At 60.5% G+C, this 13,307-nt stretch carries 15 protein-coding genes; 14 read left to right on the forward strand and 1 reads right to left on the reverse strand.

Annotated features, from left to right (window positions below; translation table 11 throughout):
• Positions 1–2 precede the first annotated feature (2 nt).
• The 9 genes from IAE37_RS26385 to IAE37_RS26425 all read left to right on the forward strand — a co-directional run bounded on the left by IAE37_RS26385 (position 3) and on the right by IAE37_RS26425 (position 11,187).
• Complete coding sequence (locus IAE37_RS26385; protein ID WP_201178387.1) at positions 3–428, forward strand: phage tail assembly chaperone family protein, TAC; 426 nt, start codon at positions 3–5, stop codon at positions 426–428.
• Positions 425–637 carry a phage tail assembly protein T gene (locus tag IAE37_RS26390; protein WP_201178388.1) on the forward strand — a complete coding sequence of 71 codons (213 nt, stop codon included), beginning with the start codon at positions 425–427 and terminating at the stop codon, positions 635–637. Before IAE37_RS26385 ends, IAE37_RS26390 begins: the two co-directional genes overlap by 4 nt.
• A 35-nt stretch (positions 638–672) precedes the next feature.
• Complete coding sequence (locus tag IAE37_RS26395; protein ID WP_201178389.1) at positions 673–3,660, forward strand: phage tail tape measure protein; 2,988 nt, start codon at positions 673–675, stop codon at positions 3,658–3,660.
• Positions 3,657–4,106, forward strand: coding sequence for a hypothetical protein (locus IAE37_RS26400; protein ID WP_201178390.1), 450 nt, complete (start codon positions 3,657–3,659; stop codon positions 4,104–4,106). Before IAE37_RS26395 ends, IAE37_RS26400 begins: the two co-directional genes overlap by 4 nt.
• Positions 4,103–4,600 carry a DUF1833 family protein gene (locus tag IAE37_RS26405; protein ID WP_201178391.1) on the forward strand — a complete coding sequence of 166 codons (498 nt, stop codon included), beginning with the start codon at positions 4,103–4,105 and terminating at the stop codon, positions 4,598–4,600. The genes IAE37_RS26400 and IAE37_RS26405 overlap by 4 nt, the downstream gene beginning before the upstream one ends.
• A 10-nt stretch (positions 4,601–4,610) precedes the next feature.
• Positions 4,611–5,006 carry a hypothetical protein gene (locus IAE37_RS26410; RefSeq protein ID WP_201178392.1) on the forward strand — a complete coding sequence of 132 codons (396 nt, stop codon included), beginning with the start codon at positions 4,611–4,613 and terminating at the stop codon, positions 5,004–5,006.
• Positions 5,003–7,714 carry a host specificity factor TipJ family phage tail protein gene (locus tag IAE37_RS26415; protein ID WP_201178393.1) on the forward strand — a complete coding sequence of 904 codons (2,712 nt, stop codon included), beginning with the start codon at positions 5,003–5,005 and terminating at the stop codon, positions 7,712–7,714. Before IAE37_RS26410 ends, IAE37_RS26415 begins: the two co-directional genes overlap by 4 nt.
• A gap of 58 nt (positions 7,715–7,772) precedes the next feature.
• Positions 7,773–9,740 (forward strand): right-handed parallel beta-helix repeat-containing protein, encoded by a 1,968-nt coding sequence (locus IAE37_RS26420; RefSeq protein ID WP_201178394.1) that lies wholly within the window; start codon positions 7,773–7,775, stop codon positions 9,738–9,740.
• A 64-nt stretch (positions 9,741–9,804) separates the two neighbouring features.
• The gene (locus IAE37_RS26425) at positions 9,805–11,187 is read left to right on the forward strand and encodes an SGNH/GDSL hydrolase family protein (RefSeq protein WP_201178395.1); all 1,383 of its coding nucleotides are present in this window, start codon (positions 9,805–9,807) and stop codon (positions 11,185–11,187) included.
• A gap of 35 nt (positions 11,188–11,222) precedes the next feature.
• Here the strand turns inward: IAE37_RS26425 and IAE37_RS26430 are convergent, their stop codons facing one another.
• On the reverse strand, positions 11,223–11,549 hold the full coding sequence (locus IAE37_RS26430) for a hypothetical protein (RefSeq protein WP_201178396.1): 327 nt from the start codon (positions 11,547–11,549) through the stop codon (positions 11,223–11,225).
• A 114-nt stretch (positions 11,550–11,663) separates the two neighbouring features.
• Here IAE37_RS26430 and IAE37_RS26435 point away from each other — a divergent pair, with 114 nt between their 5' ends.
• From IAE37_RS26435 to IAE37_RS28925, 5 genes are all read left to right on the forward strand, one after another.
• A complete protein-coding gene (locus IAE37_RS26435) occupies positions 11,664–11,843 on the forward strand; it encodes a hypothetical protein (RefSeq protein WP_201178397.1) in 180 nt (59 codons plus the stop codon).
• A 57-nt stretch (positions 11,844–11,900) separates the two neighbouring features.
• The gene (locus IAE37_RS26440; RefSeq protein WP_201178398.1) at positions 11,901–12,389 is read left to right on the forward strand and encodes a glycoside hydrolase family 24 protein; all 489 of its coding nucleotides are present in this window, start codon (positions 11,901–11,903) and stop codon (positions 12,387–12,389) included.
• Positions 12,386–12,883, forward strand: coding sequence for a DUF2514 domain-containing protein (locus IAE37_RS26445; RefSeq protein ID WP_201178399.1), 498 nt, complete (start codon positions 12,386–12,388; stop codon positions 12,881–12,883). Before IAE37_RS26440 ends, IAE37_RS26445 begins: the two co-directional genes overlap by 4 nt.
• Positions 12,884–12,895: 12 nt before the next feature.
• Positions 12,896–13,105 (forward strand): hypothetical protein, encoded by a 210-nt coding sequence (locus IAE37_RS26450; protein WP_201178400.1) that lies wholly within the window; start codon positions 12,896–12,898, stop codon positions 13,103–13,105.
• A 14-nt stretch (positions 13,106–13,119) separates the two neighbouring features.
• Positions 13,120–13,307, forward strand: a 188-nt coding sequence (locus IAE37_RS28925; RefSeq protein WP_236410181.1) for a hypothetical protein, incomplete at its 3' end; no start/stop codon positions are given.

Consider the following 13,307-nt stretch of genomic DNA (forward strand, 5'->3'; position numbering starts at 1 on the left):
CCATGAAACTCAGCATTCAGAACCTCAAGGAAGTGGGCGCCTTCACCGGCGCCCCTGTCGAAAAGACCATCACTTGGAAGCAGGGCGACAAGGAATTCACTGCCACTGTGTACGTGCGCCTGCTGGGCTACCAGTCCGCAGTGAGCGATCTCATAGCCGTAGCGGGCAAGCATGATGGTGTCGCTGGTCGCATCGCCTCTTGCATCTGCGACGAGGCAGGCCAGCCCATCTTCAAGATCGGCGATATCACCGGCGAGGCTGATCCGGAGCGCGGGGCTCTGGACGGGAATCTGACCGTAGCGTTGCTCTCGGCGATCGGAGAGGTCAACAACCCGGGAAAGACCCAGAGCTCACCGAATTCGACGAGCTCGAGCACGAACTCGCCATCACTCTCGGATGCACCATCGCCGAGTCCCGAGAGCGAGTGAGCCTACCTGAGTTCAGGCGGTGGGCGGCGTATCGAAACAAGCGCGGATCTCTCAATTGGGGCATGCGCATCGAGCGCGGCTTCGCGCTGCTCTCGACCCTCTACGCCAACACGCATTCAGACAAGGTCAAGTACAAGATTTACGACTTCATGCCGCATGAGTCGGAACCTGAGCTGAGCTTGGAAGAGGCGATCGCAAGCTGGGGCTGATTCCTTCCAACAACATGAACAGGCTGGGGTAGCCAATGGCTTCAACTCTCGGAACGCTCACGCTTGACCTCATCGCCAGGATCGGCGGCTTTACTGGGCCCATGGACAAGGCTGAGGCGTCCGCCCGCAAGTCGGGCAAGGCGATCGCAGAATCTGCTGACGTTGCGGCCCTGGCCTGGGAGGCGCTTGGCGAGGTAGTGGCTGGCGCGGTGGCCGGCCTTTCGATCGGGGCTATTTTCACCACGTTCATTGCTGAAACGCAGGCTGCGGAGAAAGAGCAGGCACAGCTGGCTGCTGTGCTTCGCTCAACAGGCGAAGCTGCGGGCTTCAACCGTGACCAGTTGAACGACATGGCAGATGCTATGGAGAAGGCCACAACCTTCTCCGGTGGTGATATCAACCAGGCGCAGACGGCGCTCCTGGCGTTTACGGGCGTTGTGGGCAACCAGTTCACCCGAGCGCTGCAGGCTGCTGCCGATATGGCTGCTCGAACCGGCATGACGGTGCAGCAGGCAGCTGAGACGATTGGCCGGGCATTGGACGTTCCATCGGCGGGCCTGACCTCGCTGAGCAAGCAAGGCTTTCGATTCACTGAGGAGCAAAAGAAACTCGCGGAGTCGTTCGAGTCAACGGGCGATGTCGCGAGCGCTCAGGGAATCATTCTTGATTCGCTGGAAGAGTCGTACAGCGGCGCAGCGGCAGCAGCGCGTGACACCTTTGGCGGGGCCATTGATGGCTTGCGCAATACAATTTCAGGTCTGCTGACCGGAGAGGGCAGCCTCGATACGGCCAAAAACGCTATCGAGGCGCTGAACTCAGTCCTCTCTTCTCCGGAGGCCAAGACAGCAATCAACCTGACCGCCCAGGCGGCATCGGCACTGGCCGTTATTCTGGCCACGCGACTTGCCGCTAGCGTGGTCAGCACGTCCCTGGCGTTTGCTGCCGGGCAAGTTGAAGCCGTTCGTTATCAGCTGGCGCTCGCGAGAATGGCTGGCGTTGCGCCGGGTGCCGCCGCCGGCATCGTCAGTGTTGGCGTCGCTGCGCGTGGCGCATCTGCTGCTATGGCCCTGCTGGGAGGCCCGACTGGTGTCGTCTTGCTCGCTGCCAGTGCACTTGCCTACTTCGCGCTGAGCGGCGACGACGCCGACGAGACGGCATCGACCTTGACGAATAAGGTAGACCTGCTCAATCAGTCTTTTGAAGGGTTCACCAAGAACCAGGCCGCCGCCGCGCTGCAGGAGATCAATAAAGACCTCTTGGATGCCCAGCTGCGTGCCATCGATGCGGAGACCGCAGTTAACCAGTACCAGCGTCTCTTGCGTGAACATCCCACCGATGCCAGGCAGCGGGAGTGGAACGAATCACTGATCGCTGCCCAAGGCGAGCTCGACACCGCTCGACAGAAAGTCGAGGCCTTCGGCGAGCAGATCAATGTTCTCAATGGGATCCTAGCCGCGGCGCCTGTGGTTGAGCAGTCCAAAGCCTATCGTGACATGGCTAAAACGCTCGATGAGCAAATCCTGCTTTCCGGCAAGAAGACCAACGCCGACAAGCTGGCTGCGCGGATTGGAGCGGGGCTGATCACCGGGCTGAAAGAGGGCGAAGGCGAACTTCTCATCGCTAAGGCCAAGACCCTAGACGCCAGTGAAGCCGCGGCGAACGCAGATAAGAAGCGCGGGGAGGAGGCCAAGCGGGCCGCAACGGCGGCGGCCAACGCTGAATCTGCCACGCGCAAGCGCGGCGAGGATGCAATCACGGATTACCAGCGGCAGATCGCCCTGATAAATACCAGTGCCGATGCCCGTCAGAAGGCCACTGAGGTCGCCAAGCTCCAGTTCGAGATTGAATCCGGAAAGCTGGTGGGCATCAATGCTCAGCAGCAAGAGCGACTCAAGGGGCTGGCCGAGGAACTGGATCGCCTGCAAAAGCTGAAACAGGCAAATGAAGACACAGCCAAGGCTCGGGCATTCGGCGCCACTCTGGACGAGGGTAACCAAACTGCCAGGATGGGCTTTGAGATTGAGCTGGCCGGGTCTGGGAGTGGCGACAAGCTGAAAGAGCGGCTGAAGGCCGACTTGGCCATCCAGCAGGAATTCAACAAGCAGCTGGCGGATCTGCAGAAGCAATACAACGGCGGCGACATCAGCGAGGAGCTTTACAGCCAGGAAACCGAGCTGCTGCGTGAGGCTCTGGCCGAGCGCATGGAAATCCAGCGGGACTACTACGCGCAGCAGGATGAGGCGCAAAGCAATTGGCTGGACGGGGTTTCCTCAGCCTGGGAGAACTATCGCGACACTGCGATGGACTACCAGCAGCAGGCGGCCGACTTCACGGCCAGCACGCTGGACACGCTTACCAGGTCTGTGGGCGACGGGATTGCCTCGATGATCCTTGAGTCGGAGAGCCTGGGCGATGCATTCGTAAACGTAGCGGCGACCATGGCGAAGAGCATCATCAACGCCCTGGCCCAGATGGCGGCGCAGTGGCTTGTTTACCAAGCGGTTCAATTGGTAGCCGGCAAGGCCACTCAGGCAAGCGCGGCAACAACCTTGATCGCCAATGCCCAGGCCACTTCGTTCCAGGCGCAGCTGGCGGCGTTTGCCAGTACGGCTGCTATTCCAATCGTTGGCCCGTTCCTGGCTCCGGCTGCTGCTGCTACGGCAGCCGGCATCACGGCTCCCATGGTGGCGGGCGTTGCGGCGTCAGCCCTGGCAGGCATGGCGCACGACGGTATTGATGCCGTTCCGGAGACAGGTACTTGGCTGCTGCAGAAGGGTGAGCGGGTTACCACCGCCGAGACCAGCGCCAAGCTGGACAGCACCCTCAGCAGAATCCAAGCAAACCAAGGACAGCAAGGCCAAAGCCAGCCGGTGGTGAACCTCTACGAGGATGCATCGCGCGCTGGCCAGTCGCGCCGAAACGATGACGGGAGCATCGACGTGTGGGTTTCCCAGCTTCTGAGTGACGGTGCGCCGGCCCAGGCCATCGAGTCGAAATATGGACTACAGGCGGTTGGACGATGAACGAATATCCAAAGGGCTTGCCGTGCGCGCTTCGGGATGGATACGGATTCGAGCCGGTCAACAACATCTCGCGCACGGAGATGGAGAGCGGCCGGGCCAGGCAGAGGGTCATCTTCGACTCGGTACCTACGATGGTCCCGCTTGCCTGGATCTGCTCAGAGCGCCAGGCGTTGCTGTTTGAGGCCTGGGCCGCTCAGGTTGCCAAGGCTGGCTGGTTCCTGATCCCGCTGAAGATCCCAGGCGGGATGAAGAAGGTGGAGGTTCGCTTTACCAAAACACCATCAGGGCCGGAGCTTGTCGGGGTAAGCAGCTGGCGCTACACGGCGAACTGTGAACTTCGAGAGCGGCCGCTACTTGAACCTGGTTGGGCAGAGCTGATGCCGGAGTGGGTGCTGATGATGAACATCGTCGACCTGGCGGTGAACCGGGAGTGGACAAAGGCATGACCATCCTTGAGCAGGCATACCGTGAAGCGGTGGCATCCGGCGGTAATGATGCCTTTGTCCGCACGCTGGAGATCACGTGCTCCGCCTGGGATGCTCCGGTGCTGATATGCAATGGCTTCACTGACCGCATCTGCGGCACAGAGGATGGGAGGGTTCTGACCTTCCTGGCAGCCAACATTGGTATCGCGTTGCCGCATAAAAACAGCAAAGGCAACCAGGCGCTGGCTTTCGCGGTCGACAACACCACGGGCGAGGTCATGCACAAGGCCGACCAGGCTCTGGACGCCGATACTCGAGTCGTCGCTATCTACCGCGTGTATATGGCAAGCGACACCTCGGCACCCTGCGAGCGGCCCTACCGAATGACCGTGCAAAGCGATGCTATCGAAGGGAATTCCGCCAACCTGACGTGCGGATTCTTCGACCTGATCGGAACCGCCTGGCCCCGCGACCTCTACACCACTCGGTTTGTCCCTGGCCTGAAATACCTCTGAGGCATCCCCTATGGAATGGATCAACAAGTACCTGTCCTGCAGGTATGAGGATGGCGCTCGCGGTCCGGAAATGTACGACTGCTGGGGGCTGGTAAGGGAGGCGCGCCACCTGCACATGGGCAAAAGACTGCTACCAAGCTGGGGCCATGTGCGCAACACCGACCCCAAGGAGTTCACCCGCGCATACCGCGCTGAGGCCGAACACATGGAGCCGTGCACGCCTGAGCCTGGGGCGATCGCCGCAGTCATGCGCGGGCACATCTGCGTGCACGTTGCCCTGGTGGTTGAGAGCGCAGGCCGGCTGAAGATCCTCGAAATCAACCCCACGCGGGGCGCCCGCTGCCTGCCGCTATCCCAGTGGCAGCGCGACCACAACACCGTCATCTACTACCGAGACCGGGAATGATCGAAATCTACCCCAACAAGCTCGCTGCCGGGCCTGCCGAAGTGCGCGAGGTCGAAAGCCGCCAGAGCCTGCTGGCCTGGTTCCGTGATGATGGTCTGCCGGAAGAGGTCGAGCCGGCGGCGCTGCCGATGAGCGTGTTCGTCAACGGCGAGCGCGCCTTACCGACTCAGTGGGCGACCATTGAGTTCGGGCCGGAGGACAGCGTCCAGATCTACCGCGAGCCAAAAGGCACCGATCCGTTCTCGATCACCCTGGCCCTGGTGTTCGGCGCCAAGGCGGTGCTGAGCGCGCTTATGCCCAAGATGCCTTCGCTCAACAGCGGCGGCAACACGAAGCGCGGCAACGACCTCGGCCTGGCCACGGTCAAGGGCAACCAGGTGAAGCTGAACGCAGTGATTCGCGAGATCGCAGGCCGGCAGCGGCCATACCCGGACTACGCCCTGCCGCCGAATCGCTACTTTGATGATCCGCGCTCGCAGTGGATCGAGATGCTGCTGGTGGTGGGGAAGGGCAGCTACGACATTCCGGTCAGCAGCATCCTGATCGGCGAAACGCCGGTAATCTCGCTGGGCGAAGACGCAGAGTTCACGCTGTACGAGCCGGGGGCGAACTTGTCAGCCGAGACGGCCGCCAAGTGGTGGCATTCGGCGCCGGAAGTGGGCGCCACATCGACTGGTACCGCGGGCATCGAGCTGAAGGCCACATACGCCGTAACACCCGTGCCTGACGCCCAGTCGTACCAGTTCGCCGGCAAGACCATCACGGTGCCGACCGGTGCCGGCCAGATCCCGGACGGCTGGGCCGCCGGCATGATCGTGCGAATCGAGGTCGGCTATCCCCTGGATGTGATCGACGGCGGCGCCGGACGGGACATCATCCGCGGCAACCTCGACCAGTTCGCCTTGTACGTGGGCATGCCGATCGAGATCGTGGGCGCTAACGCGGGCAACTACACCGTCGCCACCTATACGCCTGGCGTGGGAACCGCACCTGATGAAATGACCCTGAACTGGGCTTCTGGTGGCGCGGCCACAGGCCTGGCGGTCGGAACTGGCTTGGTCATGGGGATCGGCTTCCGCGGCCTGCGCTACCGCATCACGGCAGCCAGCACGGCTTCGATCTCTGTCGAGCGCATGAACGCCGCCGGCGACAACGACACCACCTGGCCAGGGTTTGACGCGCTGACGACCTCGGTCGCCGTTCTGACGCTGGACGGGTCCACGCAGGAAGGCGACTGGTCCGGCCCGTTCCCTGCCTGCCCGGCAGGAACCACCACATCGCGCATCGCTTGGGACATCTTCTTCCCGCAAGGCCTGGTGCATGTGGGCGGGAAGGGCGACCTGAACAATCTGTCGGTGACCGTCGAGATGCAGTATCGCGACATCACCCTGGCCGGCGCCTGGACCTCGTTCAAGAAGACCTACACCCAGAAGACCCTGGATCAGCTGGGGTTCACCGAGTTCATGGATATCCCCGGAAACATCCGCCCGGAGGTTCGGATGCGGCGCATCGGCGCCAAGTCGACCAGCACCCAAGACGCGAACACCGTCCAGTGGTACGGCCTGCGCGCCAACCTGCCGGCGCCGACCAGCTATGCCGGAGTCACTCTGCTGGCCCTGCGGGTCAAGGGCGGCAACCGCATCGCTTCCCAGTCGGAGAGCCAGGTATCGGTGATCGCCACGCGCAAGCTGCGCACTCGACGCAACGGCGCGTGGACCGCGCCAGAGGCAACCCGCGACATCGCCGCATGGATGGGGTACATGATGCAGAGCGTGGGCTACTCGGTTGAGGATGGTGACTCCGACATCGACCTCGACGAACTGGACCGCCTTCAGGCCATCTGGACCGCCCGGGGCGACCATTACGACCGAATCATCGACTCGGCCAGCACCCTCAAAGCCTGCATGATCGAGTGCCTGCAGGCTGGATTCGCCGAACTGACAATCGACCGCGGCCTGATCCGCCCAGTGCGCGACGAGCCGCGCGGGCCGGAGTTCGACCACATCTACAACCCGCAAGTCATGACCAAGCCACTCAAGCGTGAGGCTGAGCACGTCACGGAGGATGACTTCGACGGCGTCGATGTCGAGTACACCGACGGCACGACCTGGCAGGTTGAGACGGTTGAGTGCCGCCTGCCTGGGGATTTGGGCCTTCGGACTGAGAAGGTCCGCATCGAGGGTGTTGGCGACGAGACCAGGGCCTGGCGCTACGGAATGCGGCGGCGCCGCATGCAGGTCTACCAGCGCAAGCGCTACAGCTTCTCCACGGAACTGGACGCACTGAACAGCGGGTACCTCGACTATGCGCTGCTGGGCGACACAACGCCTGGGTATGGCCAGAGCGCCATGCTCAAGGGCTACGCCAAGTTGGGCGACCAGCACATGCTGGTTTCCACCGAGCCGTTCAACTGGTCCGCCGGCGGCGAGCACTGGATTGCCCTGCGTCGTCCTGACGGCAGCGCATCCGGCCCCTACGTCGCCACCCGAATCGACGACTACCGCCTGACCATCCCAAGCCTGGACTTCGCGCCAGTGCTGGACAGCGCCATGGACGCGCCCGTGCTCCAGTTCGGACCCAAGGCCAAGTTCTGCTACCCGGCACTGATCAAGGAGGTCAACCCGAGCGGCACCGTCAGCTGCAACGTCACCGCTGTGAATTACGACGAGCGCGTCTATCTGGACGACGACAACGACCCGCCGGCCTGACCGGAACCTATACGAGCATGCCCGTCACTGAGCGGGCTTTTTAATGCCCGGAGAATCTATGCGCTACAACACTGGCAACCCGGTTGGAACCGATGGATCGAGCGACCCGCGCGATCTCTATGACAACGCTGGAATCATCGACCTGCTGGTTACCGGACCGCTCAGCGAGTACCTGAACCGTCTTGGCGTCCCGCTGAAGTCCTGGGCCGGCATCATGCAGCAGGTCACCGACTACCTGATCGCACAGGGGTATGAGTCGGTTTACCTCGTCTACGGCGCGGGCGTAGTCGTTGAGCGGCAAACGCAGCTCGTTCAACGGGATGGCGAACTGTACCGGGTCATGAATGCGGCCGACATTCCGCTGACCCTGACCGGGACTTGGGCCACTGATGCGCCAAAGCTTCAAGCAGTCGGTGATGCCGCTCTGAGGCAGGCGCTGACTGCAGGCTTGATCACCCTGGGATGGGAAAGGCAGGCAGTTGGGCCGGACAAGTCAATGCAGGCGGCGCTGAACCGACAGGAAGTATCGATCTGGGAATTCGCTCACCTTGTGACCGACAAGCCAAGCCCCGATCACAACACCTGGGGATGGTCTCCCGCAATCGCTGCTGGTATCAGCTACGTCAATGCAAATGGCGGAGGTGTGCTCCAGCTAGGAACTGGCACCAAATTCATCAGCGAGCCGATCGACATCAAGTCTTACGTGCACCTGAAAGGCGTAGGTGAGAAGTCGATAATTAAAGGGCGGTTCGCAGATGCAGTGAACCGCATGATCACGTCGAGCGCCACGGATATTCAGTACGACATTGAACTCTCGGATTTTGTGCTCGACCGCTCTGAGCCGAAAAGTCAGAACGGCATAATTCTTGGTGGTATTCATGGTCTCACGATTGATCGGATTGTTATCCAGGGCTTTTACACTGGCCAGGAAGGCGGCGCGCTGGGGATCAGCCCCTTCAACTCTTGGGCAACCAACCGGTCTCGCCGGGTGCGCGTGGTCAACTGTACTATCCGCCAGCCTAACAACTTCGGGATTGCATTCGGTAACGTAGATGGCGGCGTAATTCAGGACAACTTCTTCGAAGACAGTTGGCGCGAAGCGATAGGTCTGGAGTGCTGGGGAGCAACCAGCGTTGTGCAAAACGTAACGGTGAGCGGTAACACCCTGCGTATGAGCACCGCGGCAACCAACCACACCGGCGGTAGCGTTGGTCCTGCGATCCTGATCGGCGGCGCTGGCGCGAGTTACGCCGGGTGGACCCGGAACTGCATTATCACGAACAACAACATCTATATAACCGACGCCCTTGCAACCCTCGACTATCGAGGCATCATGGTAGTGGGCGGCCTGACTACCTCTGTTCCCGCCGAGGACATCCTCATCGCTGACAACGTGATAATGGGGGCTCCGGCTGCCGGGATATACCTTGGCGGCAACGGCACAATCACGCGGCGAGTAGTTGTGAAGGATAACATCCTGACCTCTCCGGTGGCAGCCGGGGCCGGGACGGCATCTGCGGTTACGCTCCGGTCGGCGACTGACTGCGTCATTGACGGGAACATCATTGTCGGCAGCAATCACAGCTACGCATTTTCGGAGGAAGGCGGTTCTCTGCGGAACATTTTCCTCAACAATGCCCCGGGAAATCCAATCACTGGTCAGTTCCTTCGCGTCAGCATTACCTCCATATTCCGGGGAGTCACCGACCAGTCGATTGGAGGTCATACCTTCCAAGAGACGATTTCCGTGGCGAACAACGCGACAGGAACCTTCAGTGCGAGAAGCAACCCCAATCGAGGACTTTGGTTCTTCGTGTCCGATACGGGGTCATACGCATTGCTCAGCATTATTGGTACGGCGGTTCCAGTCGTGATCGCCAAGTCGGCCGACGTTGTTGTGGGCGCTGTCGATCCTGGCACTGCAAGCGCATTCAATATCTTCCCAGCGAACGCCACGACGCTGTCCGTAACCAACCGGGTCGGCAGTACCAGGACGGTTTACGCCAAGTCGCTAAGCGCCATCTAAGCAAGGAGGATGTGGGTTGTGATAATGTGCGCCCTCTATAAGGGAGGGCGTCACTTTGAGGAGCTTGGTTTTCGCATCGCTCTTGTGCCTGGGCGCATGCTCGCAGAGCGATGTAGGAGTTGATAAGACGGATCTGAAGCTGAAGGAATCGGCAGGCTCGGTTAGCTTTGACGGATTCATTTCTCTCGATAATGGCGAGCAAATGAAAGTTTCTGGTTCTGTCGAGATACCGCCAACAAGTGGTGGGCTGGTTAAAGAACAGGATATAGTTATCACGAACGCCAGAAGCGATGCGGTATGGGCGCTTAATCCAAACCCTTGGATCGGCCATCGCAGAATCTCCGACCTCAAGGTCACTGCCAACGGTCGGACCCTGCAGGAAGGCAAGGACTATTTCGCTGATCGCGACTTCGGGAAGCTGATGGGCGCGGATTATACCGGGGCAGTCAGCGCTTCCTATCACTACACTCAAGAGCGCTACGACCTGGTTTACGCTACCCTAGAAGATGGCTCAGTAGGCGTCCGTCACGGCGCCACTCGCGACATCGATGCGTCTGATTACATTCCGCCGCTGAAGGAAGGCGAGTTCGCTATTGCAACTATCTATGTGGTCGGCGACAAGCGAACCGTCGTTCCTGTGTATCGCTTCGTGGATGGCCGACCTACATCTGGAGGTCCAGGAAGCCAAGCGGAGAAGGCGCATAACGATGCCTCGCTTCGTCGGGTAAAGGCGCTGTTGGCGGACGGCGATCCGGTCAAGATCGCCTCCTACGGCGACTCCATCACAGCTTTCGGCAGTGGGCGCGGCACATACACCGCCAATGGCCCCGTTCGGGATATTGGTAGCTCCATGGAGGCCATGCAGCCAGACACCAGGGAGCGCTGGGACTACTTCGACTTTGATGACGGGGCAGGGAAGGTACACGTCAAGAAGTCCTATGTGTGGACCTTCATTCACAATATGGAAGCTCGCTACGGCAGCGAGATCGAGTACCTCAACTTCGGCGGTTCCTCGACCCACTCGGGTACTGGGGATCAGCAGGGCCTATGGCCTGAGCGCCTTGAGCCAGTGCTGGCCACGAAGGCGAATCTGATGATCCTGGCTTTTGGCATGAATGAGATTGGGTCCAAGGAGACTCAGAAGAACGTGGCAGAGATCATTCGTCGCGCGAAAGGTGCAGGAATGGAGGTGGTGGTGATGGCTGTCACCAAACCAAACCCAGTCGCGAACCCTATGTCGAAGGGGGCTTGGGACTACACCAACGCTGCGCTCAAGGCAGCAGCCTATGAAGCTGGCGCTGCATTCTGCGACACTACCATCCTCACGGACGGAGCAGGCGGTGGAATTCCGCTTGCGCCAGAGTCACTCTCAGCAGCGAACTTCTTCAATCACCCTGGACCGATCGAGCATCGAGCCTACGGACAGGTCTTGACCCGCCTTTTCTAGAAATAGGCAGAGCCCGCAGTCGCGGGCTCTGCTATCTATAAGCCTCTGATATCAAATCCGTTTCCGTTGTTTCCAGATGATTGAAGTTGACTTAGCGTAACATTCTTTGTTCCACCAATAGATATTCTTTGCTCAACCTTAGATATTTCGTTTCGAATATCGACAATGTCGCGGTCCGCTTTTTTATTTATTGTGCTAATTTCCTGAGATAATCTCTCAATAGTGTTGTTCATGGTCATGGATGCGGTTAAAGCTTCTTTGGCATTTGAGTTTGCTACTCGAGCCTTTATTAATGACCATATAGCAGATGCAATCGCTATAGTGGAAACGATTATGCTCAGATACATCTCAATGGATTCCATTGCTTGCTCCTTTAGGTATGGTTGGCATGTTGATATATACACGAAATTCGATAAGCCAACTACTAGATCATCTGTGAGTTAAAGCCAGCTATGTCAGTCGCTATTACACAATCCATGAAAGTCCGCATCGACGGAGAGATCGTCGACCGCGAGGTCGCTCACGCTACCCGCGCCATCCAAGAGGACGGCTCAGTCCTTGAATACACCGAGCCATTGCTCGCCCATGACGAGGTCGTGTTCCGCCCGGATGAGGACCCCACGCCGATTATCGTCAAGCGCACCATCCCCGCTTAAATCGGGCCGAACACCCACCGACCGCCACCTGGCGGTATTTTTTTGCCTGGAGAAAACATGGCCAGACTCACCGAAGCCCAGGCCGGAGGCGCGAACGTGCTCCGGTTTCTGGATCTGATCGCCTTCTCGGAAGGTACCGCGCCGGTCGCCGGCAGCGATGACGGTTACAACGTCCTGTACGGCGGCGGGCTCTTCAACGGCTACCGCGACCACCCTCGCCGCCGGCTGACCTTCCCCATCAACGGCAATCCGGTGACCAGCACCGCTGCTGGCCGGTACCAGTTGCTCGAGCGCTACTGGGACGCCTACCGCACCAGTCTGCGCCTTTCGGGCGGCTTCACGCCGGAGAACCAAGACCGCGTGGCCATCCAGCAGATCCGCGAGCGCCGCGCGCTGGATGACATCAAGGCAGGCCTCATCGCCCAGGCGATCGCCAAGTGCTCGAACATCTGGGCCAGCTTCCCCGGCAACGACTACGGCCAGAACCCGCACAAGTTGGAGAAGCTGCTGGCCAAGTGGCAGCAGCTGGGCGGGGGGACAGTATGACCTCCTGGGCCATCCGATCGCTGGCGCTACTGGTGCTGCTGGCGACCCACTACTGCGCCTACCAGCACGGCCGATCGGTGGAGCGCGCCCAGGCCGCCCAGGCCTCAGCAAAACGAGACAGCGGCGACCGCCTGGCCGAGGTGCTGGGCGAGCGCAGCGCCAGACAAGAAGAACAGCGACGCGCCCAGGCGCAGGAGGAGGCGAGAGCCCATGCCCAGAAAGAACGAACGATTGCTGATGCTGGCGCTGCTGGTTCCGATGCTGCTGGCCAGCGGCTGCGCGACGACAGCGCCAAGCTCGCCGCCACCGTCAGTTGCCCCGGCACGGATACCGCTGCTGTCGCCCGAGGCCAAGCAGCCACCCGCGCCGCCATGGTGCTCTCCGACCTGCTCACACGGGCTGATGAACGAGCGGGAGAGCTGGCGCAGGCTTATGACCGCGCCCGAATTGCGGGACTGACATGCGAAGCGGCCTATAATGCTCTGACTCAGTAAGCGGAGCGGCTTGTGAAACGTACCCTAGAAGGCATGGCAAAGGCTGGCGAGCCGTTGCTGCGCGAAGCCTTGGAGGCAATAAGGGCGCACCGTGACGCTGAAGCTGGCGGTGCACCTTGGGAAGAAGTGGAGCGCCTACGGATGCTGGCGGATTCGTTGTACCACGCGGTGGTGGATTACCAGCTGCTCGAAGCCGGCCAGTTGCCGGAATCGATTCACTGACCCGCGAGGTCCATATGCCTAAGCCCCATGAGGTGCTCCTTCCTGATCATCTGGTCTATGCGCAGGCTGTGGAGGCGATGCGCAGATATCACGAAGCCAAGGATAGGGGCGAGCCACCGGAGGAGGTGGAGCGGCTGCGCTTGATTGTCGAGGCCCAGTTCCAGGCCGTTACCGAGTACCAGATGAGGGCGTTCGGCAAGGA

Source organism: Pseudomonas sp. S31, from assembly GCF_016648105.1.
Lineage (GTDB): Bacteria > Pseudomonadota > Gammaproteobacteria > Pseudomonadales > Pseudomonadaceae > Aquipseudomonas.